The sequence below is a fragment of the Mycobacterium cajalii genome, assembly GCF_045809005.2.
In the GTDB taxonomy this organism is placed as follows: Bacteria; Actinomycetota; Actinomycetes; order Mycobacteriales; family Mycobacteriaceae; genus Mycobacterium.
Genome location: NZ_CM141436.1, coordinates 5,336,888 through 5,358,076, shown reverse-complemented (window position 1 = coordinate 5,358,076; position 21,189 = coordinate 5,336,888). Strand labels below are relative to the sequence as shown.

21 protein-coding genes are annotated in these 21,189 nt (G+C 68.4%); 11 read left to right on the top strand and 10 right to left on the bottom strand.

The window, feature by feature from the left end; all coding sequences use genetic code 11:
• Window positions 1-2: 2 nt before the first annotated feature.
• From ACJ512_RS25480 to ACJ512_RS25470, 3 genes are read left to right on the top strand one after another with little or no spacing between them, the layout of a single operon-like run.
• On the top strand, window positions 3-998 hold the full coding sequence (locus tag ACJ512_RS25480; protein WP_407687267.1) for an enoyl-CoA hydratase/isomerase family protein: 996 nt from the start codon (window positions 3-5) through the stop codon (window positions 996-998).
• Entirely contained in the window at window positions 998-3,415 is a 2,418-nt protein-coding gene (locus ACJ512_RS25475; protein ID WP_407687249.1) for a CaiB/BaiF CoA transferase family protein, read from the top strand. Before ACJ512_RS25480 ends, ACJ512_RS25475 begins: the two co-directional genes overlap by 1 nt.
• A 5-nt stretch (window positions 3,416-3,420) precedes the next feature.
• Complete coding sequence (locus tag ACJ512_RS25470; protein ID WP_407687250.1) at window positions 3,421-4,230, top strand: SDR family NAD(P)-dependent oxidoreductase; 810 nt, start codon at window positions 3,421-3,423, stop codon at window positions 4,228-4,230.
• A gap of 52 nt (window positions 4,231-4,282) precedes the next feature.
• On the opposite strand, the gene ACJ512_RS25465 is transcribed toward ACJ512_RS25470, so the two are convergent.
• The 3 genes from ACJ512_RS25465 to ACJ512_RS25455 all read right to left on the bottom strand — a co-directional run bounded on the left by ACJ512_RS25465 (window position 4,283) and on the right by ACJ512_RS25455 (window position 6,914).
• Window positions 4,283-5,104, bottom strand: a complete 822-nt coding sequence (locus ACJ512_RS25465; RefSeq protein WP_407687251.1) for an SDR family NAD(P)-dependent oxidoreductase — start codon at window positions 5,102-5,104, stop codon at window positions 4,283-4,285.
• Between the two features lie 123 nt (window positions 5,105-5,227).
• A complete protein-coding gene (locus ACJ512_RS25460) occupies window positions 5,228-6,076 on the bottom strand; it encodes a mycofactocin-coupled SDR family oxidoreductase (RefSeq protein WP_407687252.1) in 849 nt (282 codons plus the stop codon).
• A 187-nt stretch (window positions 6,077-6,263) separates the two neighbouring features.
• Window positions 6,264-6,914 carry a TetR/AcrR family transcriptional regulator gene (locus ACJ512_RS25455; RefSeq protein WP_407687253.1) on the bottom strand — a complete coding sequence of 217 codons (651 nt, stop codon included), beginning with the start codon at window positions 6,912-6,914 and terminating at the stop codon, window positions 6,264-6,266.
• A 242-nt stretch (window positions 6,915-7,156) separates the two neighbouring features.
• On the opposite strand from ACJ512_RS25455, the gene ACJ512_RS25450 reads away from it, so the two are divergent.
• Complete coding sequence (locus ACJ512_RS25450; protein ID WP_407687254.1) at window positions 7,157-8,332, top strand: acyl-CoA dehydrogenase family protein; 1,176 nt, start codon at window positions 7,157-7,159, stop codon at window positions 8,330-8,332.
• A 147-nt stretch (window positions 8,333-8,479) separates the two neighbouring features.
• On the opposite strand, the gene ACJ512_RS25445 is transcribed toward ACJ512_RS25450, so the two are convergent.
• From ACJ512_RS25445 to ACJ512_RS25415, 7 genes are all read right to left on the bottom strand, one after another.
• On the bottom strand, window positions 8,480-9,241 hold the full coding sequence (locus ACJ512_RS25445; RefSeq protein WP_407687268.1) for an acyl-CoA dehydrogenase family protein: 762 nt from the start codon (window positions 9,239-9,241) through the stop codon (window positions 8,480-8,482).
• Between the two features lie 61 nt (window positions 9,242-9,302).
• Window positions 9,303-10,391, bottom strand: coding sequence for an acyl-CoA dehydrogenase family protein (locus ACJ512_RS25440; protein ID WP_407687255.1), 1,089 nt, complete (start codon window positions 10,389-10,391; stop codon window positions 9,303-9,305).
• Window positions 10,388-10,837: a nuclear transport factor 2 family protein gene (locus ACJ512_RS25435; RefSeq protein ID WP_369737012.1), complete on the bottom strand. Its 450-nt coding sequence runs from the start codon at window positions 10,835-10,837 to the stop codon at window positions 10,388-10,390. The genes ACJ512_RS25440 and ACJ512_RS25435 overlap by 4 nt, the downstream gene beginning before the upstream one ends.
• Window positions 10,812-12,041, bottom strand: coding sequence for a metal-dependent hydrolase family protein (locus ACJ512_RS25430; protein ID WP_407687256.1), 1,230 nt, complete (start codon window positions 12,039-12,041; stop codon window positions 10,812-10,814). Before ACJ512_RS25430 ends, ACJ512_RS25435 begins: the two co-directional genes overlap by 26 nt.
• A 3-nt stretch (window positions 12,042-12,044) precedes the next feature.
• Window positions 12,045-12,368 carry a hypothetical protein gene (locus ACJ512_RS25425; protein ID WP_407687257.1) on the bottom strand — a complete coding sequence of 108 codons (324 nt, stop codon included), beginning with the start codon at window positions 12,366-12,368 and terminating at the stop codon, window positions 12,045-12,047.
• Window positions 12,352-13,629, bottom strand: coding sequence for an aromatic ring-hydroxylating oxygenase subunit alpha (locus tag ACJ512_RS25420; RefSeq protein WP_407687258.1), 1,278 nt, complete (start codon window positions 13,627-13,629; stop codon window positions 12,352-12,354). Before ACJ512_RS25420 ends, ACJ512_RS25425 begins: the two co-directional genes overlap by 17 nt.
• A gap of 23 nt (window positions 13,630-13,652) precedes the next feature.
• The gene (locus ACJ512_RS25415) at window positions 13,653-14,174 is read right to left on the bottom strand and encodes a carboxymuconolactone decarboxylase family protein (protein WP_407687259.1); all 522 of its coding nucleotides are present in this window, start codon (window positions 14,172-14,174) and stop codon (window positions 13,653-13,655) included.
• 254 nt (window positions 14,175-14,428) lie between these two features.
• On the opposite strand from ACJ512_RS25415, the gene ACJ512_RS25410 reads away from it, so the two are divergent.
• The 7 genes from ACJ512_RS25410 (at window position 14,429) to ACJ512_RS25380 (ending at window position 21,074) form a co-directional block, all read left to right on the top strand.
• Window positions 14,429-15,727, top strand: coding sequence for an amidohydrolase family protein (locus ACJ512_RS25410; protein WP_407687260.1), 1,299 nt, complete (start codon window positions 14,429-14,431; stop codon window positions 15,725-15,727).
• 109 nt (window positions 15,728-15,836) lie between these two features.
• Complete coding sequence (locus ACJ512_RS25405) at window positions 15,837-17,003, top strand: acyl-CoA dehydrogenase family protein (RefSeq protein WP_407687269.1); 1,167 nt, start codon at window positions 15,837-15,839, stop codon at window positions 17,001-17,003.
• A 7-nt stretch (window positions 17,004-17,010) separates the two neighbouring features.
• Window positions 17,011-17,505, top strand: a complete 495-nt coding sequence (locus tag ACJ512_RS25400; protein WP_407687261.1) for an enoyl-CoA hydratase/isomerase family protein — start codon at window positions 17,011-17,013, stop codon at window positions 17,503-17,505.
• A 2-nt stretch (window positions 17,506-17,507) separates the two neighbouring features.
• Entirely contained in the window at window positions 17,508-18,656 is a 1,149-nt protein-coding gene (locus ACJ512_RS25395) for a thiolase family protein (RefSeq protein ID WP_407687262.1), read from the top strand.
• Window positions 18,657-18,767: 111 nt separating this feature from the next.
• The gene (locus ACJ512_RS25390; protein WP_407687263.1) at window positions 18,768-19,391 is read left to right on the top strand and encodes a TetR/AcrR family transcriptional regulator; all 624 of its coding nucleotides are present in this window, start codon (window positions 18,768-18,770) and stop codon (window positions 19,389-19,391) included.
• Window positions 19,388-19,894: a hypothetical protein gene (locus ACJ512_RS25385; protein WP_407687264.1), complete on the top strand. Its 507-nt coding sequence runs from the start codon at window positions 19,388-19,390 to the stop codon at window positions 19,892-19,894. The genes ACJ512_RS25390 and ACJ512_RS25385 overlap by 4 nt, the downstream gene beginning before the upstream one ends.
• A 97-nt stretch (window positions 19,895-19,991) precedes the next feature.
• On the top strand, window positions 19,992-21,074 hold the full coding sequence (locus tag ACJ512_RS25380) for an IS110 family RNA-guided transposase (protein ID WP_461479880.1): 1,083 nt from the start codon (window positions 19,992-19,994) through the stop codon (window positions 21,072-21,074).
• The last annotated feature ends 115 nt before the right edge of the window (window positions 21,075-21,189 follow it).

Below are 21,189 nucleotides of genomic sequence, written 5' to 3'. Positions count from 1 at the left end.
CGATGCCCGCCAAGTCCGGCCCGCCGGCCGACAAGGTCATCCGGTACCGCAAGGACGCCAAGACCCGCATCGCCACCATGACCTTCGACCGGCCGGACCATCTCAACGCGCCGACCATCGCGGCCCGGGTGCGCTACGCCGACCTCTTGCACCGCGCCTCCATCGACGACGACGTCAAGGTGCTGGTGGTCCGGGGAGCGGGGGAGGACCTGGGTTCCGGCGCGGATCTCCCCGAGGCGATGGCGGTGCAGAAGTCCACGGACCAGGGCCCCCGGCTCGCCGAGTTCCGGGTCGGCGCCGACGAAGTCAGGTACCCCCCGCAGGGATCGTTCCGGCGCGGCGCCACCCTCGGCCAGTGGTATGCCAACCCCAACTCCGGGATACGCGGCCTGCAGGACTTCAAGAAGATCAGCATCCTCGAGGTGAAGGGCTACTGCTACGGCTGGCACTTCTACCAGGCGGCCGACGCGGACCTGGTGATCGCCAGCGACGACGCGCTGTTCGGGCACCCGTCGTTCCGCTACTACGGGTGGGGGCCGCGGATGTGGTGGTGGGCGCAGACCATGGGCATCCGCAAGTTCCAGGAAATGGTCTTCACCGGAAGGGCTTTCACCGCCGAAGAGATGTACGACTGCAACTTCCTCAACAGCGTGGTGCCCCGAGACCAACTCGAAGAGGAGGTGGAGAAGTATGCGCTGGCGTGCGCGCGCAACCGCCCCACCGACACGGTCTTCATGCAGAAGGTCTTCTTCGAGATCATGAAGCAGTTCCAGGGCGAGTACATGGGCAGCATGCTCAGCGGCGTCTTCGAGTCGATGGGCGGGCTGGTCCGCCCCGACGCCGACGACGAGTTCACACTCGACGGCGCCCTGGAACGAGGCCTGGGCGATGCGGTCAACGACAACGACGGCAAGTTCCCCGCGGACTGGCGTCTGAGCAAGAACGGGCGCAAGAAGGCGGGCGCCAAGAAGAAGTCCGAGCGGAAGCGAAAGCAGTAGTGGCGCAAGCTGATGCCGACCCGCCGCTGGCGGGCTACACGGTGGTGGAGCTGTCCGCCGGCATCGCGGGCGCCTACTGCACCAAGCTGCTCGCCGACGGCGGCGCCGAGGTCGTCAAAGTCGAATCGCCGGAAGGTGATCCGCTGCGATCCTGGTCAGCCTCGGGCGCGGTCATTCCACCCGGAGCTGACGGCGCGCTGTTCGCCTTCCTGGCCGGGTCGAAACACAGCGTGGTCGCCGATCCCGACGGCCGCGACGACGCCGAACTCGTCGACCGGCTGCTGGCGGCCGCCGACGCGGTGGTCTGGTCGGCCGGATCCAAAGTCGCCGACAGTCAGGACTTCACCCCCGCGGCGATCCATCGCCGCCACCCCCACCTGACCGTCCTGTCGATCACGCCCTTCGGCCTCGAGGGCCCCTGGCGGGACCGGGCCGCCACCGAATTCACGCTGCAGGCCTGGTCGGGCGGCATCGTCGGCCTCGGGCGCGGCGAGCCGGACCGCGCGCCGGTGTTCGTCGGCGGACAGGTCGGGGAGTATCTGGCCGGGGTGTATGGGAGTGCGGCGCTGCTGGCCACGCGATACGGCGGCACCGGGCAGCTGCTCGACCTGTCGATGCTGGAGGCCCAGATCCTCGGCCTGACCTACTATCCCGTCACCTACTTCGAAATGCTGGGGCGGCCATGGCGCGACGCGCGGCGCGTCACCGTCCCGGGGGTGGCTCGCGCCAAGGACGGACTCGTGGACGTCGGCTGCGGGACGGCGCAGCAGTGGTTCGACCTGTGCGCGATGGTCGGCCACCCCGAGTGGATCGACGAGGCGTCGCCCCTCACGATCACCGAGCAGGCGACCCTGCACGCCGACGAGATCTACGAGTGGTTCGAGACCAACACCGTCGACGACATCCTGGAACTCGCCACGGCCTTCCGGATCCCCAACGCGCCGGTCGCCAACGGCGCCAACATGGCCGCGCTGGACCACTTCCGGGAGCGCGGCTCGTTCGTGCCCAACCCGCGCGACGGGTTCCTGCAGCCGTCCCACCCCTACCGCATGCGGCCCGCACGGCTCCGCCCGCCCCAACCGGCGCCGCGACTGGGCGAGCACACCGCACGCTACCGATCCGCCGAACCGGCCCCGCGCCCCGCGCCCACCGCGCCGGCACGCCGGCTGCCCCTGAGTGGGCTTCGGGTGCTGGACCTGACGACGTTCTGGGCGGGCCCCTGCTGCACGCACTTCCTGGCCATGCTCGGCGCCGAGGTGATCCACGTGGAATCCACCCGCCGGCCCGACGGCACCCGGCTGATCGCCGGGGTGCCGGTCACCGAAAACCAATGGTGGGAGCAGTCACCGATCTTCGCGGCGTTGAACACCAACAAGAAGGGGCTGACGCTGGACCTGCAGAGCGCGCGCGGGCGGGAGTTGCTGTGCCGGCTCGTCGCAACCTGCGACGTGATCGCGGAGAACTTCACGCCGCGGGTGCTCGACCAGATCGGCCTGGATTTCGCCGCGGTCCAGTCGATCAAGCCCGACGTGGTCATGGTGCGCATGCCCGGGTTCGGCCTGGACGGCCCCTGGCGTGACAAGCCGGCATTCGCCTATGTCATCGAGTCCGCGGCGGGCGTGAGCTGGATGACCGGCTACCCGGACCGCACCCCCTACGATCCCTATTCGGTCGGCGACCCCAACGCGGGCATGCACTCCCTCAACGCGCTGCTGCTGGCGCTCGAGCACCGCCGCCGCACCGGCCAGGGCGTGCTGGTGGAGGCGGCGATGGTGGATGCCGCGCTCAGCGTCGCCGCCGAGCAGATCATCGAACACTCCGCATACGGGGCGCTGCTGGAACGCGCGGGCAACCGGGGACCGACGGCGGCGCCGCAAAACCTCTACCGTGCCGCCGACATCGACGAGTTCGGGCGCCCCGACAGCTGGGTCGCAATCGCGGTAGCCACCGACGAGCAGTGGCTGAAACTGTGCGACGCCATCGGATCGCCCTCGTGGGCAACCGATCCGAAGCTGACGACCGCGGCGGGGCGGCGAGCCCACCACGAGTTCGTCGACGGGCAGCTGGCCGCATGGTGCGCCGACCGCAGCCGCGACGACATCGTGGCGACGTTGTGGAAAGCCGGTGTGCCGGTGGCCAAGGTCATGCAACCCCATCGCCAGACGGAGCTCGAGCAGCTGGCATTCCGCGGCTTCTTCGAAGAGGTCGACCACCCGGTCGGCGGCCCGGCCAGGCTCAGCACCGTGCCGATGAGGTTCTCCGCCGGACCCGACAGGTTCCACACCGCCCATGCCCCGCTGCTGGGGCAGCACAACCGGGAACTGCTGGCGGGGCTGGGCCTGACCGACTCGGAGATCGCCGGGTTGGAGGCCGACGGCGTGATCGGCCGGGCACCCGCGATGGGCGCGGCGGGCTAGCCGCTATGGCGATCGATCCCTCGGACATCCTGCTCACCGGCCGCGTCGCGGTGGTAACCGGCGGGGGAGCGGGCATCGGACGCGGCATCGCTGCCGGCATGGCCGCGTTCGGCGCGTCGGTCGCCATCTGGGAACGCGACCCGCAGGCTTGTGCGCAGGCGGCGGAATCCCTTGGCGCGCTGGGCATCGAGACCGACGTCCGGGACGGCGAACAGGTCGACGCCGCGCTGCAGCGCACGACCGACGAACTCGGGCCCGTGACGGTCCTGGTCAACAACGCCGGCGGCGTGTTCTCGTCACCGCTGCTGGAAACCAGCGAAAACGGTTGGGACGCACTCTACAAGGCCAACCTGCGGCACGTGCTGCTGTGCACGCAGCGGGTCGCTCGACGGCTGGTGTCGGCGGGCCTGCCCGGCAGCGTCATCTCGGTGACCTCGATCGAGGGCGTGCGCGCCGCCCCGAGTTACGCGGCCTACGCGGCGGCCAAGGCGGGCGTCATCAACTACACCCAAACCGCGGCGCTGGAGCTGGCACCGCACGGCATCCGGGTCAACGCGATCGCCCCCGACATCACGCTCACCGAAGGATTGGCACGGCTCGGAGGTGACGCGGCCCTGACCAGGACGGGCAACATCGTCCCGTTGGGGCGCCCCGGCCACGTCGACGAAATCGCCAGCGTCGCTGTGTTTCTGGCGTCGGAGATGGCCGCCTACCTGACCGGTCAGACGCTGCACGTCGACGGCGGCACCCACGCCGCCGGCGGCTGGTACCACGACCCGCAGACCGGCGACTACCGCCTGGGGCCGCCGGGTTAGGCCCGACGACGATGCGGGCTGGCGCAGCCCGAGGAGGAGTCGGGCAATCGGGTCAGTGCCGCCAGCCCTCCGCGGCCTGTTCGTCGAAGGTGCGGTCGATGCGCTCGAACCTGCGGCGGATGGACGCGCGGGCGGCCCCGTGCGGCAGGATGTACAGGCGGTTGGCCGCGATCCCGTCGACCGTCAGCCGCGCGACGTCCTCGACGCCCAGGGTGTCGTCCTCCACGGGCAGCGTCGCCTCCGGGGACGACGACATCCCGTGGTCGGCGCCGCGGATGCGTTCGGAGTTGGAGACCAGCTTGGTCTCCACGACCATCGGGCACAGCACCGAGACGCCGATCCCGTTGGGTTTGACCTCGCGGGCCAGCGTTTCGGCCAGGCCGACGACGCCGTACTTGGCGACGCCGTAGGCTCCCAGCCCCGCGTTGGGGACCAGGCCGGCGAAGGATGCGGTGAAGGCGATGTGACCGCCCGTGCCCTGCTCGATCAGCCTCGGCAGGAACGCCTCCACGGCATGGATGGAGCCCCACAGGTCGATGTCGATCACCCAGCGCCAGTCGTCGTGGCTCATCTGCGCGAGCGGTCCCGCGACCACGATGCCGGCGTTGCTGAACACGACGTCGACGCCGTCGAGGAGGCGGAACGCCTCGTCGGCGAGATGCACCATCTCGTCGAGTTGGCGGACATCGCACGTGACGCCGTGTGCCTCGAACCCGTCGCCGCGCAGCCGCGCCACCGCCTGCTCCAGCGTGGGTTTGTCGACGTCGGCGAGCACGACGCCGGCGCCCCGGCGCGCGAACTCGATCGCCGTCGCCAATCCGATCCCACTCGCGCCGCCCGTGACGACGGCCTTACGCCCTGCAAATCCATTCATCGCCACATTGCCCTCACTGACATCCCTCACATCGACGTTTTGCCGGGAAAGTGCGAAAGATGCCCTGCAAAACGTCCATCTCGGCGAATCTAGCGGGCAGCGGACGGACGGCGGGCGCCGACCCTATTTCAGGCAGCCACCCGCATCGACGGGCAGGGTCACGCCGGTGACGTAGCGGGCTTCGTCGGAGGCCAGGAACAGCACCGCATTGCTGATGTCCACCGGCTCCACCCACGGAATCGGCATCATGTGGAACATCTGGCAGATCGGCGCCATGTCGTCGGGACCCGGGTTCGCCAGGTCCGGGCGGAACATCTTGAAGGTCCCCTCGTTGTGCAGCATCGGGGTCTTGACGTGGGTCGGGTGCACGGAGTTGACGCGAATCATGTGCTGCCCCAACTCCACCGCGAACGCCCGCATCAGTCCGACGACCCCGTGCTTGGCGGCGACGTAGTGACCGGTGTGCGGGTAGGCCTTGAGCCCCCCGACGGAGCTGGTCAACACGATCGAACCGCCACGCCCCCCGGACAACAGATGCGGCACACCGGCTTTCACGGTCTTCCACACCCCGGCCAGGTTGATGTCGATCATCTCGGTCCAGTCTTCTTCGCTGGTCTTGTCCAGCGTGTCGCCGCCGTTGCCGATCCCGGCGTTGGCCACGATGATGTCGAGCCGGCCGAGCTGCTCGACGCCGCTGTCCACCGCGGCCTTCAGCGCGTCGTAGTCGCGCACGTCGACCTCGGCCGTGACGATCCGGCGGTTGTGGCCCTTGACCAGGTCGGCGGTCTCCGCGAGGTCCTCGGGCGTGGACGCCGGGATCGCGGTGTCGGTGACGCCGTCGCGGATCGGCTTGCAGATGTCGACGGCGATGATGTCGGCGCCCTCCTGCGCCAACCGCACCGCGTGACTGCGGCCCTGGCCACGCGCCGCCCCGGTGACGAAAGCGACTTTGCCCTCAACACGTCCAGCCATGTCTGCCTCGATTCCTTCCCCCGGGATCGCGTCGTGCCGCACCTGAACTCTGTCATCGCCCACAGCGGGTGTCAATGACGGATTCATTTCTGATATCTGCGGTTCTAGATATTAGAGAACCGCATTCTCACGACGCAAATCTCGTGCGCGCATGTGCTCGTATCGTCCGGTGTGGTGGGGGCCGGCGTCAGCCGACGAAGCCGCGCGAGCAGAAGTCCCACACCTCGTCGGCGGTGATGGGGTGGGTCGTCGCGTCGTCGGAGCCACCGCTGGATTGCGCGATGAACATGACGGTCTGCATGGTCATCGCCGCCATCCGCTTGGGATTGATGCCGGTGCGCAACTTGCCGGCGTCGCAGGCGGCTTCCATGAGCTCGGTCAGCAACGCCAGCAACGGCGCATGGGCGATCTTGACCTCGGCGGGATGCGTCACCAGCAACCGTGGGGCAAAGTCGGTGAACAGTGGGCGCCTGGCCGTCGGGTCGGGGCGTGAGGCCTCGTACAGCAGCTCGACCGCCACCTTGAGCCGCTCCAGCGGCTCGGTGTGGCTTTCCGTGGCGGCGCGGATCTGATCGGCCGACCGGCTCAGCGCGTCCTCGAACAGTGCGAGCAGCAACTCGTGCTTCCCGTCGAACTGCAGGTAGAAGCTGCGCAGCGACTGGCGCGACCGGTCCACGACCTCCTGGACGGTAAAGTCCGTGCTGCCCTTCTCGATGATGATCGCCTGCGCGGCGTCGAGGAAGCGCTGAACGCGCTGCGCCGCACGCAGTTTCGCGGTCTTGATCGACCGCTCGACGGCGCGCTGTTTCCAGGCCGGCTCTTCGCTCGGGCTGGTCACGGGCGGCTCGGACGATTGCCGCGGGGGGAGAACATGATTGGACTCTACCGGAGAACGCCGTGACATCGCTGCGCTCGACCCCCTCACGGAAGAAGTGTCGGAGATTGTAACTTCCTGTCAACGAGAATAGTATTCTCTCAGTCGTATCTTTGGAAGCGAAATTGGCAAGAGGCTACCGCCGGGTAGGTGGAAACCTTGATCTACCGGTTTTCCGCGACCGCCATAATCCCCCGGGGAGTGTTGTGCAGCTGACTTTCGACGCCGACGTCGAGGCCTTCCGCGCCGAATTCGTGGCCTTCCTGGACGCGCATCTGCCCTCGGACATCGAGGCGTTCGAGCGGCCGCGGTCCAGTTCGCACATCCCCGAGTGGGCGCGCCACTGGCAGCGCCTGCTGTTCGACAACGGGTGGCTGCTGCCCGGCAATCCGCCGGAGTTCGGGGGCCGCAACGCCACGCTGTTGCAGCAATACGTCTACCGGGAGGAACTCGGTCGGCGGCGCATCTACCAGAGCTTCAACCCGCAGGGCGTGGGCATCATCGCGGCGTCGTTGCTGTCGTTCGGTACCCCCGAGCAGCAGCGGCGGTGGGCCGTACCCATCCTGCGTGCCGAGATCACCGCGTCGCTGGGCATGAGCGAGCCCGGGGCGGGCTCGGACCTGGCGTCGCTGACGACGCGGGCCGTGCTGGACGGCGACCATTTCGTGGTGAACGGGCAGAAGGTGTGGACCTCCGGCGCCCACGACGCCGACGTGCTGCTGGCGTTCGTGCGGACCGATCCGAACGCGCCCAAGCACAAGGGGATCAGCGTGCTGCTGATCCCGACCGACACCCCCGGTGTGGTGCGCCGCCCGTTCGCGTCGATGTGCGACGGCGACGAGGTCGACTTCAACGAGGTGTTCTTCACCGACGCGCGCGTGCCGACCGAGAATCTGGTGGGTGGGCTCAACGAGGGCTGGCGGGTGGCGACCGGTTCCCTGGGCCACGAACGCGTCATGCTCTGGATGGGATACGTCGACCTGTTGCACGAGATGACAATCGATTTCAGCCCGTCGGGGCCGCTGCAGCGGGATGGCTACGCCACGCTCGTGATGGATGCCTACGCGCTGAGGCTGCTGGGCTCGGCGGCCCTGGCGCGCGCCGCGCGCGGGGACGAAGACGTCCCCGCCCAGTCGGTGCTCAAGCTCCTGGGCTCGGAGGCCCTGCAGCGCGCCGGCGAGGACGCGTTGCACGCCGCGGGTCCCGACGGGCTGGCGGCCCGCGCGGTCACCGCCCCGTTCGCGCCGCTGAACCTGGACAGCCACTACCGCGGCTGGTTCGACCGGTACGCGCGCTCGTTCGCCGCGACCATCGCCGGCGGCACGTCCGAGATCCAGCGCAACATCATCGCCGAACGAGTACTCGGGCTGCCGCGCAACTAGTCTCGCGATCCGGGGCGTCCCGGCATTTCGTGTCGTCGCACCCCCGGCGCGTGGTGAGGTGCGTGGCGCGGCCGTCGCGTCGTGCGCCGTCACATGAGTCCCTTGGTTCCCTTGCAGTGACGGGAGTGACGGATGCGGCGAAACGAGCTACAACTGTGCCAGCCGTGGCGCAAAACCGTGGGCCCGCAACGCCGCTCCCGCCTCCCGCGTCAGTTCCCGGGTGCTGCCGAGCAGACCGTCCAGGATCAGCGACCGCTTGATGTGACGGTGCAGCTGGTGCTCGGCGGTGAACCCGATGCCGCCCAGCACCTGCTGGCAGTGCCGCGCGGCGGTCAGCGCCGCCTGGCCCGACGCGGCCTTGGCCAGCAGGGCGGCCAGCCCGCCGGGATCGTCGGGGGCGGCCGGGGCGGCCTGTAGGGTCGCCTCGGCGCCCTCGATCGCGACCAGCGTCTCGGCCAGCCGGTGCCGGATCGCCTGGAACGAGCCGATGGGCCGGCCGAACTGGACGCGGTCCAGGGCATGCCGGCGCGCCAGCGAGAGCATGGCCCGGCCGGAGCCGACCAGCCACCACCCCACCGCCAGCCGGCCCGCGCCCAGGGCGGCGCCGGGCAGTGGATCCGCTTGTGGCACCTGGTGTATCGGCAGTTCGCCGTCGAGCGCCGTAGTCGGGCCGTCGTCACGCTCCCACATCACCCAGGAGCCGCCCGCGAACGGCAGCGCCAGACGCCCCCCGGGCGCGCCCCCCGAGGCCCGCAGCATCACGTCGTTGAGCACCGGAGCATGCGCGCCCGTCTCACCGAGTAGCCGGAACACCAACGGGACTGCCAGGTCCGGCATTTCGTCGAGCATGTCGAACCAGCCGAGGCCGGCCAGGGCCGCGTCGAGCTTGGCGCCCGAGGCCGCGGCCATCGTGGTGCGCAGCGAGTCGGTCAGGAGCGCCAGCGACTCGGGATCGGTGCAGTCCGCCACGTCACTCCTTCCCGAGGTCGAGCAGCCGGCGGGCGATGATGTTGCGCTGGATCTCGGCCGTGCCGCCGTAGATGGTCGCCGCGCGCGAGTACAGGTACTCCGACCGCCACGGCGTGTCGTCGAGCTCGAGGGCTCCGGGCAGCAGGTCACGGACGGTGTCGTAAAGGCGTTGTTCGGCGCCCGCCAGCAGCACCTTGTCCACGGACGTGTCCGGCCCCAGCCGTGCCCCGTCGCGCAGCCGGTGCTGGGTGCCGCGCGACCGGCAGCGCAACGTGTGCAGCGCCAGATAGGCCGCGCCGAGCGCAGATTCGTCGGGCTCGCGTGCCTCCGCGATGAGTGCGTCGAACCGTGCGTACAGGTAGGCGATGCGCTGCCAGAAGCAGGTGGAGCGTTCGTAGGGCAGCAGGTCCATCGCCAGCCGCCAGCCGTCCCCGGGGCGGCCGAGCATGCGGCTGCCGGGTATCACCACGTCGTCGTAGTAGACCTCGCAGAACTCGTCGACCCCGTGCATCGTGCGGAGCGGCCGGATGGTGATGCCGGGGGTGTCCAGGTCGACGAAGAACGCGGTGATGCCGTCGTGGCCCGGCGCGGTCCTGGTCAGCAGGACGCAGCGGGTGGAGAACTGCGCGAAGCTGGTCCACACCTTCTGGCCGTTGACGATCCAGTTGTCGCCGTCGGCGACGGCGCGGGTGGTCAGCGAGGCCAGGTCGCTGCCCGAGCCCGGTTCGGAAAAGCCCTGACACCAGTGCTCGTGGCCGCTGAGCAGACGCGGCACCATCTCCGCGGCGAGTTCGGCCGGGGCGTAGTCGATCATGGTGGGCGCGAGCACCTCGAGCATCGAATACGGGCCGGGTTCGGCCAGCCGGCGGCCGACCACCTCCTCGCCGACGATCGCGCGCAGCACCGCGGGGCCACCCAGTCCGCCGACCTGCACCGGCCAGCCGTAGCGCATCCAGTCGGCGTCGTAGAGCGCCCGGCTGACCCGGGCCATCTGCGTCATGTGGCCCTGCAGCGTGTGATCCGGCCCGGGGGTCAGGTCGTTGTCGTCGAGCCATGCGCGCAGGCCCGCACGGAACTCCTCGACATTCACCGCGCTGTCGTTGCGCCATCGCCCGCGGGACGCCCGATGGCGTGCGGGCGCCCGGAGTCGTGCACGCCGCTGCGTCGGATGAACGTCATGGCGCGGGTTTTCAGCCGCCACCCGGCGGGCGTCCGGGAGTAGGTGTCGCGGTAGTAGCCGATGCGCATGTCGTGGGTGGCGTGGTCGATGAAGCACAGCGGCTGGGTCCCGCTGGCCGAATCGCCGTCGAGCTCGACCGCCGCGGTCCCGGTCAGGAACAGTCCCTTCGGCGCGGCGGCCACCAATTCGGGAAACCTGGCCAGGCTGTAGGTTTCGCCGAAGGCGCTGTAGGTGCCGTCGGGTGTGAAGACGCCGACGAGGCCGTCGATGTCCTCCTGGGTGATGGTGACCGCGTAGCGGGCCAGCAGCTGCTGGATCTCGACGAGATCGTCAGTCCTGGATGGCCGTGTCGACATAGACCTTGCCGCCTTTCATGACGAAGCTGACGTGCTGGGTAACGGTGATGTCGTCCAACGGGTTTCCGGGCACCGCGATGATGTCGGCGAGCTGGCCCTCGGCCAGCCGGCCCCGGTCGACCGAGTTGATCAGCTCCGCGGCGGTCACCGTCGCGGCCCGCAACACCGCCAGCGGCGGCAGGCCCCAGTTGACCAGGGTGACGAGTTCGTCGGCGTTGCGGCCGTGCGGGATCGCGGGCGCGTCGGTGCCCACGGCGATCTTCACGCCCGCTTCGTAGGCGGCCAGTATCGAGGTGCGCGCCTTCGGGAACATCTCGGCGGCCTTGGCCTGCAGCGCCGGCGGCGCGTGTGAGACGTCCATCGCGTCACCGTCGGCCAGCCGGCGGGTGCTGACCAGGAACGTGCCGTGCTCGACCAGCGTCGCGATGGCCTCGTCGTCGATCAGAAAGCCGTGCTCGATGCAGTCGATGCCGGCCGCGACGGCGTGCCGCACGGCGTCGGCGCCGTGCGTGTGTGCCGCGACGCGCAGACCACGGCGGTGCGCCTCGTCGACGATCGCGCACAGCTCCTCGTCCGAATAGTGCTGTGCGCCGGGAGGACCCGTCAGGGACATGACCCCGCCCGAGCAGCAGACCTTGATCAGCTCGGCGCCGTGCTTGATCTGGTAGCGCACCGCCTTGCGGATCTCGTCGATCCCGTTGGCGATGCCCTCCTCGACGGTCAGGTCCAGCACGTGGGGTGCGAACGCCGCGAACATCGTGGGGTCCAGGTGCCCGCCGGTGGGCGTGATGGCGTGCCCGGCCGGCACGATCCGCGGCCCGTCGATCCAGCCCGCCTCGATCGCCCTGCCCAGCGCGACGTCGAGCAGGTACCCGCCGGTCTTGACGAACAGGCCCAGGTTGCGCACCGTGGTGAACCCGGCGCGCAGGGTGCGCCGTGCGTTGCCGACGGCGCGCAGCATCCGGGTGGGCGGATCGTCCTGGACCATGGACAGGCCGGGCTTCTCCCCGCGCCCGCCCATCAGCAGGTTGACCTCCATGTCCATCAACCCGGGCAGCAGGATCGCCTCGCCGAGGTCGATCAGATCGCCCTCGACATCGCCGCCGACGCCGGCGATCCGGTCGCCGTCGATCCGCAGGATTCCGGGGCGGACGATCTCGCCGGCGTCGACGTCGAGCAAGCCCGCGGCCTTGAGCGTCAACACCTCTCAGATCACCGGTTCCCTGATGCACTCCACCCACGCGGCCCCGCTGTCGGGCACGCGCGGCTGCTTCCATGCCTCGACCGGGAACGACACCATCACCAACGACTGCATCATGTGCATGAGGGTCTTCGCGTCCTCCGGCAGATCGTCCAGCGGATGCTTGTCACAGTAGGCGATCACGTCTTCCAGACGAGGGAATGCCGCGTCGTAGAAGCCCTGCATCTCGGCCATCGTCGAGGCCAACCGCTTGGCGTAACGCTCGGGTTCGGTGGCCAGGTCCCAGTCCAGATAGGGCTCCAGGTCGGCGAATTCAGACGGTAACGCCATTGTTCTGGTACTCCTTCACGTAGTCCCCGGTCACCTTGTGTAAATGGCGGATCAAGACTTCCTGATCGCACAACAGGAAGTCCTTGACCACCTTGGTGCCGATCATGGTCTGGGTCGCCTCCAGCGTGTTGGCGTCCTGCAACGCATACTCCTTGAACGTCACCGCCGCCAGCTCCTGGGCGAGGCGTTCCCTCGCGGTGCGCGGCGGAACGAAGTACAGCGAGCACTCGAAGATGTGCTTGTCGACGGCGGTCGGCCAGTAGTGGTAGGTCAAATACCATCCGGGTTCCCAGATCAGCAGCATGAAGTTCGGGTAGAATAGCCATGAGTCGATGCCCCACTGCGGCACCCTCTTGACGTTGACACCCGGCGGCAGTTCCAGCTTCTCGATGATCTCCGGCTTGTCCCACGGACCGAAGAGCCCGCTGCGCAGCACCCGATCCAAGGGCTTGACCATGGACAGGTCCGCGGGCGGCGCCTGACCGCCCCAGGTCGACTGCAGGCTGTGCGGGCCGGCCACCTCGTAGTGCAGCGCCTCATAGCCGTACTTCTGGATCTTGGCGGCCTCTTCCTTGGTGTACTGGCCCTGGTGCAGGATCGGCGCGTGGTAGAACTCGACGAACGCGTCGATGAACAGCTTCCAGTTGCTGCCGACTTCGGCCCGGTACGAGTAGGTTTCGATCATCTCGCCGAAGGGGTAGCCTTCGATACCCTTGGCCAGCGGCCCGAGGTAGTCGGTGAGCGGTGCCGCGTTGCTGTCCAGGTTGACGAAGATGAAGCCCTCCCACACCTCGCAACGGACGGGCACCAGGCCGTACTGGCCCTTGTCGACGCCGAAGAACTCGTCCTCCTGCTGGACGAAGGTGAGCTCGCCGTCGAGGCTGTAGCGCCAGGCGTGGTACTTGCAGGTGAACTGCCGGCAGGTGCCCGAGGTCTCCTCGTGCGGGAAGTCGTTCCACACCAGCTTGTTTCCGCGGTGGCGGCAGACGTTGTGGAAGGCCTTGACGGACCCGTCCCTGGTCTTGACCACGATCACCGAGATGCCGGGCCCCGCCGACGGCAGTTCCTTGGTGAAGTAGCTGCCCGTCTTCGGCAGCCGCTCGACCCGCCCGACGTTGAGCCACGTCCGCTTGAAGATCGCGTCGCGCTCGGCTTCGAAGAACACCGGGTCGATCGAGTCGCTGTAATCGACCGGTGCGGTGCCCAGTTCGGGATAGTTCTCCGTCCAGCTTCCAGCGGCCGGCTTGGGGAAGTGTGCCACCTTGGTTGCCCTTCTTTCTGGTCTCAATCGACTTCGACGCCGAAGGCGTTGATGGCCATCGCCAGTGCGGCGTAGCCACCGATCGTGAAGATCAAATCCATGCGTTGTTGTTCGTCGAGCCGCTCGCACAGGGCGGCCCATGTCCGGTCCGACACGTCGGACTTCTCGTCGAGCTCGTCGACGGCGTCGATCACGGCGCGGTCGAACCCGTCGGGCATCTCGCCGGTCTGGGCGGCGGCGATCTCGGTGTCGGACAGCCCCGCTTCCTTGCCCATCCTGGCGTGGTGTGACCATTCGTAGGCGCACTCGCGCCGGTGGGCCACCCGCAGGATCGCCAGCTCGCGGACGCGCGCCGGCAGGGTGGAGCCGTACAGCAGGTAGCCGCTGAACCGCAGATAGGAGCGGGCCAGCTTCGGGTGGCGCGCCAGCGTGGCCATCAGGTTGCCGGCGTCCTCGGGGTTGCACCGTTCCGGTGACAGCATGACGGACAGCGACGTCCGGACAGCCTCGTCCCACTCGTCGGCGGGCAGTGGCCGCACGCGCACCGGCAGTCTCCTCTCGGACAAAGAGAATCCTATTCTCATTTCCAACCAATAGATTTGCACGATTCGGTCGCCCGGTCAATCCTGGCGCTTAGCTGCGTCGGAGCACCCGCCGTGGGCTGCGCCGGAGTGGCCCGCGGGGGCCGCGCGGCGGTCGGGGATGTTGATTCTCACTTCGCGAGAAGCTAGTTTTCACACCAGTGACGTCGGTGCCCGGCGGGCGATCCGCCGAGGCTGTACGGGGAGCGGGAGCGGCCATGAACAAAGACGACATGATCCTGATCAGCGTCGACGACCACACCGTCGAGCCGCCCGACATGTTCAAGAACCATCTGCCCGAGAAGTATCTGGACGACGCGCCCCGGTTGGTGCACAACCCCGACGGCTCGGACATGTGGAAGTTCCGTGACACGGTGATCCCCAACGTCGCGCTCAACGCGGTCGCCGGCCGGCCCAAGGAGGAGTACGGCATCGAGCCGACGGGCCTCGACGAGATCCGGCCCGGTTGCTACAACGTCGACGAACGCGTCAAGGACATGAACGCCGGGGGAATCCTGGCCTCGATCTGTTTCCCCTCCTTTCCGGGCTTCGCCGGCCGCCTGTTCGCCACCGATGACCCGGAGTTCTCGATCGCGCTGGTGCAGGCCTACAACGACTGGCACATCGACGAGTGGTGCGGGGCGTACCCGGCGCGATTCATCCCGATGGCGATCCCGGTGATCTGGGACGCCGAGGAGTGCGCCAAAGAGGTGCGGCGGGTCGCGAAGAAGGGCGTGCACGCGCTGACCTTCACCGAGAACCCGGCCGCGATGGGCTACCCCAGCTTCCACAACGAGTACTGGAACCCGCTGTGGAAAGCCCTGTGCGACACCAATACCGTGATGAACGTGCACATCGGGTCCTCGGGCCGGCTGGCGATCACCGCCCCTGACGCCCCGATGGACGTGATGATCACCCTGCAGCCGATGAACATCGTGCAGGCCGCCGCGGACCTGTTGTGGTCCCAGCCGGTCAAGGACTACCCGGACCTCAAGATCGCGCTGTCCGAGGGCGGCACGGGCTGGATCCCGTACTTCCTGGAACGCGCGGACCGCACCTACGAGATGCACTCCGCCTGGACGCACCAGAACTTCGGCGGCAAGCTGCCCAGCGAGGTCTTCCGCGAGCACTTCCTGACCTGCTTCATCAGCGACAAGGTCGGCGTCGCCCTGCGCAACATGATCGGCATCGACAACATCTGCTGGGAGGCCGACTACCCGCACAGCGACTCGATGTGGCCGGGTGCGCCCGAAGAGCTGTGGGATGTGTTGTCCATCAACAACGTTCCGGACGACGAGATCAACAAGATGGCGTACGAGAACGCGATGCGCTGGTACTCGTTCGATCCGTTCACCCACATCCCCCGCGAGCAGGCCACGGTCGGCGCATTGCGCAAGGCCGCCGAGGGGCACGACGTGTCCATCAAGGCCAAGGGCCACGCCAAGGACAGCCGCGGCGGCTCGTCGTTCGCGGACTTCGCGGCCAACGCGAAAGCCCTGACCGGCAACAAGGACTGACCGCCACGACGCACGGCGAGCAGACACAGAATCGCGTTGTCAGCGGGCAATTAGTGCGATTCTGTGTCTGCTCGCGCTGAAAGGAGAACCCGCAGTGCCCGGCGCTGGGATGAACTTCGAGCTGACCGACGACCAGGAACTGATCCGCCGCTCCGTCGCCGAGTTGGCGCGCAAGTTCGACGACCAGTACTGGATGGAAAAAGACCAGGCGCACGAATTCCCCACGGAGTTTTACCGCGCCATCGCCGAGGGCGGCTGGCTGGGCATGACGATCCCCACCGAATACGGCGGCCACGGCCTCGGCATCACCGAAGCCACCATCCTGCTCGAGGAGGTCGCCAAATCCGGCGGGGCCATGAACGCGGCCAGTTCGATCCACCTGTCGATCTTCGGGATGCAACCGGTGGTGGTGCACGGCTCCGACGAGCTCAAGGCGCGCACGCTGCCGCGCGTCGCGACCGGCGAGACCCATGTCTGCTTCGGGGTGACCGAACCGGGCGCCGGGCTCGACACCTCGCGCATCACCACGTTCGCCAAGCGCGAAGGGGACCGCTACATCGTCAACGGCCGCAAGGTCTGGATCTCCAAAGCCATGGAGTCCGACAAGATCCTGTTGCTCACCCGCACCCAGAGCTACGACGAAGTCGTCAAGAAGACCGACGGCATGACGCTGTTCCTGACCGACCTCGACCGCACCCGTGTCGACATCCGCCCGATCCGCAAGATGGGCCGCAACGCCGTCAGCTCCAACGAGTTGTTCATCGACAACCTCGAAGTGCCGGTCGAGGACCGCGTCGGCGCGGAGGGCAAGGGCTTCAAATACATCCTCGACGGCCTCAACCCCGAACGGATGCTGATCGCGGCCGAGGCCCTCGGCATCGGCCGGGTGGCGCTCGAAAAGGCGGTGAAATACGGCAACGAGCGCGAGGTCTTCGGCCGGCCCATCGGCATGAACCAGGGCATCCAGTTCCCGCTGGCCGACTCGCTGGCCCGCCTCGACGCCGCCGAGCTGATGTTGCGCAAGGCCACGTGGCTCTACGACAACGGCAAACCCTGTGGCCGCGAGGCGAATACCGCGAAATACCTGTGCGCCGACGCCGGCTTCACCGCCGCCGACCGCGCGTTGCAGACCCACGGCGGCATGGGGTATTCCGAGGAGTATCACATCGCCCGCTACTTCCGTGAGGCCCGGCTGATGAAGATCGCGCCGGTCAGCCAGGAGATGATCTTGAACTTCCTGGGGGCCAACGTGCTCAAGCTGCCGCGGAGCTATTGACCCATCGATGACGGATCCTGTTCTCCTGTCAGCGGATCGCGGCGGCGTACGCACGCTGACGCTGAACCGGCCGCACCGCAGGAACGCCATCGACCCCGAGTTGTGGGTCGCGCTGCGCGACGCGCTCGACGCGGCAGGCAGGGACCGCGGCGTGCGCGCACTGGTGCTCACCGGCGCCGGCGGCAGCTTCTGTTCCGGTGCCGACATCTCCGTTCGCGACGACGTCCACCCGCGGGACAAGCTGCAGCGCCTGACCGATGTGGCGCTGGCGTTGCACGAGCTGCCGGCGGCCGGCCCGCCGGTCGCACTGGCCCAGACCAAGGCCCTGCTCAACGAGGGCGCCGACCGCACCCTGCGCGACGCGCTGGCCAACGAGGCCCGCGCTCAGGTCGTCAACTTCGCCACCGTGGACGTGCCCGCCGCCTATGCCGCCTTCGCCGAAAAACGGGAGCCGTCGTTTACTGGTCAGTGGGCCCTGAAAAAATCGGAGCAATCGGAGTGAACATGCGTGAAACGGTCATCGTCGAAGCGGTGCGCACGGCAGTCGGGAAGCGCAACGGCGGGTTGTCGGGCATGCACGCAGCCGACCTGTCCGCGGTCGTCCTCAACGAACTGCTGGAACGCACCGGCGTCGGCCCGGAGCTCGTCGACGACGTGATCTGGGGATGCGTGTCGCAGGTCGGCGACCAGTCCAGCAACATCGGCCGCTACGCGGTGCTGGCCGCCGGGTGGCCGGAGACCATCCCCGGGACGACGGTCAACCGCGCCTGCGGTTCCAGCCAGCAGGCCCTGGACTTCGCGGTCCAGGCGGTGATGTCCGGCCAACAGGATGTCGTGGTGGCCGGCGGTGTCGAGGTCATGAGCCGGGTGCCGCTCGGTTCGGCCCGGGCGACCGGCATGCCGTACGGCCCTAAAGTCCTGGCCCGCTATGACGACTTCTCCTTCAACCAGGGCCTTTCGGCGGAGCTGATCGCCAAGAAGTGGGGCCTGTCCCGCGCGCGGCTCGACGAATACTCGGCGCGGTCCCACGAACTGGCCGCCGCGGCCCAGGACCGCGGCGCCTTCACCGACCAGATCGTGCCGGTCTTCACCGAGGGCGGGGCCGTCGTCACCGCCGACGAGGGCATCCGGCGCGGGACCAGCGTCGAGAAGCTGGGCACGCTCAAGCCGGCGTTCGTCGAGGACGGGGTGATCCATGCGGGCAACTCCTCGCAGATCTCCGACGGGGCCGCCGCGCTGCTGGTGACCACCTCGCAGATGGCGATCGAACTCGGGTTGACGCCGATCGTGCGCTACCGCGCGGGTGCGGTCACCGGCGCCGATCCGGTGCTCATGCTCACCGGCCCGATCCCGGCGACCGAGAAGGTGCTGAAAAAGGCCGGCGTCGCGCTGTCGGAGGTGGGCGTGTTCGAGGTGAACGAGGCCTTCGCGCCGGTCCCGCTGGCGTGGCTGGCCGAGACGGGCGCCGACGCGGGGCTGGTCAACCCGCTGGGCGGCGCCATCGCCCTGGGGCACCCGCTGGGCGCTTCCGGTGCGGTGCTGATGACGCGCATGGCGCACCACATGCGCGACCACGGGATCCGCTACGGCCTGCAGACCATGTGCGAGGGGGGCGGCACGGCCAACGCCACGCTGGTGGAGCTCGTCGGTTAGCGGGGCGCGACGCCCGCCGAAAAACAGCTCGGGTGAGACCCTTGTCACAGTCGCCAAACCAACCTACTGTGTGTTCACTAGGTTGTTCAGTCCGGCGAACGAAGGAGTGCCGTGGCCGACACGCGGCGGTACGACACGCTCCTCGCCAAGGGCGAGGACCGCAAGCAGCGGATCCTCGAGGTCGCCCAGCGCCTGCTCATCCGCAACGGCTGGCGCAACACGACGCTGGCCCAGATAGCCGGCGAGGCCGGGGTGACCCCCGCGGGACTGCTGCACCACTTCGAATCCAAGGAGCAGTTGCTGCACGCGGTGCTCGACGCGCGCGACCTCGACGACGAGGTGCACGCCGACCGGACCGGCGACCTGCTCGCCCAGATCGCCCAGGTCGCCGACCGCTTCCACCGGGCCCCCGAACTGGTGGGCACGTTCACGGTGCTGTTGGTGGAGAACATCCTTCCCGAAGCCCCGCTGCACGACCGCATGCTGGCCAGGCACCGGGCCGCGGTCGACATCGTCGCCGACCTCATCCGCGGCGGCCAGGCCGACGGCCGCTACCGCACGGACATAGACCCCGCCATCAAGGCAGTGGAGATTCTCGCCTTCGTCCACGGAATGGAAACCACATGGTTGCTCGACCCTTCAATACCGCTCACCGAGGTGTTCAAGCAGTACGCCGAGACGTTGGCGAGGGACTTCGCGCCCCCGACGACGGGAGAGACGAGCGCGACGACATGAGGTACCGGCTCGACGTGGTGGCCACCGGCGTCGCCGACGTGGCCAGGTTTGCCGGCGGCTGGCTCTTCGACCGCGCAATGGCGGGATGGGACGTCACGGTGCTGGTCGCCGATCACCCCGACCCCCGGCCGCTGCAGATCCTCGGTGCGCGGGTGCTCGACCTGGAGGACGTCTTGGCGACGATGGAATCCCGTCCGCGCCCGCAGGCCCTGGCGGCCGCGGCGGATCTGTTCGGGTGCGACGCCCGGGTGCGCCAGGGCGTGTTGCAGGCCCTCGACCACGGCGTCACGGAGGTCACTTTGTGGGGGGAGGACTGGCCGGCCGAGCTCGACGAGAGCGTGGGCCTGGTTCAGCACCGCCTGAGCATGGCCGCCCAGATCTTCAAGTCCCAGGCGCTGGCCGCGGCGGCCGTGCCGCACGGCTCGATCGGCCATACCGAAACGTTCCGCAGCGGACTGCTGGCCTGGCCGTCGGTGGCCGCCGATCTGGTGCCCGCCGGCTAGACGGTATGGGCAGGCTGGGGCCTCGCTGCATGTGATCGTGGGTTGCCGACAGGAATCAGGTCCTGGCCGGTAGAGCCACAAGATGTAGGAGGCCCCAGTGAAACGTCATCGTACGAGTGTTGGGTTGGATGTGCACGCACGATCAGTGGTCGCGTGCGCCTTGGACGGGGACACCGGGGAGGTGTTCGAACGGCGATTGACCCCGGACTATCGGGATGTCCTGGACTGGCTGCGGTCGCTGCCGGGCAGGGTGGCGGTGACGTATGAGGCGGGGCCAACCGGGTTCGGGTTGGCCCGGTTTCTGCTGGCCGCGGGGGTGATGTGTCTGGTGGCTGCGCCGTCGAAGCTGCAGCGCCCATCAGGGGATCGGGTCAAGACCGACGCCCGTGATGCCGCGCATCTGGCCCGGTTGCTGCATCTGGGACAAATCGTGGCGGTCACGATTCCCAGCGCGGATCAGGAAGCAGCCCGCGATCTGGTGCGCGCCCGTGAGGACTGCCGCGGCGATCTGATGAGTTCCCGGCACCGGGTATCGAAACTGCTGCTGCGCCAAGGGATCATCTACTCCGGCGGGCGGACTTGGACCGGTAAGCACGAGGCATGGCTACGGGCGCAACGCTTCGAAGCCACCCCATTGCAGCTGGCTTACGACACCGCCCTGGATACGATGCTGGCCACCGTTGATCGCCGCGACCGACTCGATGCCGCGATCGCCGAACTGGCCGCCGGCAGTGCCTACACGCCGGTGGTCACGCGGTTGGGCTGCTTGCGTGGGGTCTCGACGTTGACCGCGTTCGGGCTGGCGGTCGAGATCGGTGACTGGGGCCGGTTGACCGGGCGCTCAATCGGGGCCTACCTCGGGCTGGTGCCATGCGAGTACACGTCGGGGAATTCACGCTCGCAGGGATCGATCACCAAGACCGGCAACGGCCATGCCCGCCGGTTGCTGATCGAAGCGGCCTGGCACCACCGTCAACCGTATCGGCCCGGGGTAGATCTGCGGCGGCGCTGGGATGCCGCCAGCCCGGCAGCACGGGCGCGGGGCCAGCAAGCCAACCGGCGTCTGCACCACCGCTGGGTGTCCTTCGATGCCCGCAAGAAGCGTCCCGTGGTCGCCAACACCGCCATTGCCCGGGAACTGGCCGGCTGGTGCTGGTCGCTGGCTGTGCTCGACACCTGAGCACCGGCCCATAACTGTCCGAACAACCCGGTGGTGGCGGCAGCGCCTGGGAGTGACCCGCGAACGCCCTATGAGCAATCATGTTGCAGTGCAGTCTGATTACGCTCGATCTCTA

Excerpts from the sequence above, each read along its gene's own strand:
- ACJ512_RS25385 (WP_407687264.1), top strand. The coding sequence starts at position 19,388 with ATGAGGTACCGGCTCGACGTGGTGGCCACCGGCGTCGCCGACGTGGCC.
- ACJ512_RS25470 (WP_407687250.1), top strand. The coding sequence starts at position 3,421 with ATGGCGATCGATCCCTCGGACATCCTGCTCACCGGCCGCGTCGCGGTG.
- ACJ512_RS25465 (WP_407687251.1), bottom strand. The coding sequence starts at position 5,104 with ATGAATGGATTTGCAGGGCGTAAGGCCGTCGTCACGGGCGGCGCGAGT.
- ACJ512_RS25410 (WP_407687260.1), top strand. The coding sequence starts at position 14,429 with ATGAACAAAGACGACATGATCCTGATCAGCGTCGACGACCACACCGTC.
- ACJ512_RS25435 (WP_369737012.1), bottom strand. The coding sequence starts at position 10,837 with ATGTCGACACGGCCATCCAGGACTGACGATCTCGTCGAGATCCAGCAG.
- ACJ512_RS25395 (WP_407687262.1), top strand. The coding sequence starts at position 17,508 with ATGCGTGAAACGGTCATCGTCGAAGCGGTGCGCACGGCAGTCGGGAAG.
- ACJ512_RS25445 (WP_407687268.1), bottom strand. The coding sequence starts at position 9,241 with ATGGCCGCGGCCTCGGGCGCCAAGCTCGACGCGGCCCTGGCCGGCCTC.
- ACJ512_RS25480 (WP_407687267.1), top strand. The coding sequence starts at position 3 with ATGCCCGCCAAGTCCGGCCCGCCGGCCGACAAGGTCATCCGGTACCGC.
- ACJ512_RS25400 (WP_407687261.1), top strand. The coding sequence starts at position 17,011 with ATGACGGATCCTGTTCTCCTGTCAGCGGATCGCGGCGGCGTACGCACG.
- ACJ512_RS25460 (WP_407687252.1), bottom strand. The coding sequence starts at position 6,076 with ATGGCTGGACGTGTTGAGGGCAAAGTCGCTTTCGTCACCGGGGCGGCG.
- ACJ512_RS25425 (WP_407687257.1), bottom strand. The coding sequence starts at position 12,368 with ATGGCGTTACCGTCTGAATTCGCCGACCTGGAGCCCTATCTGGACTGG.
- ACJ512_RS25405 (WP_407687269.1), top strand. The coding sequence starts at position 15,837 with ATGAACTTCGAGCTGACCGACGACCAGGAACTGATCCGCCGCTCCGTC.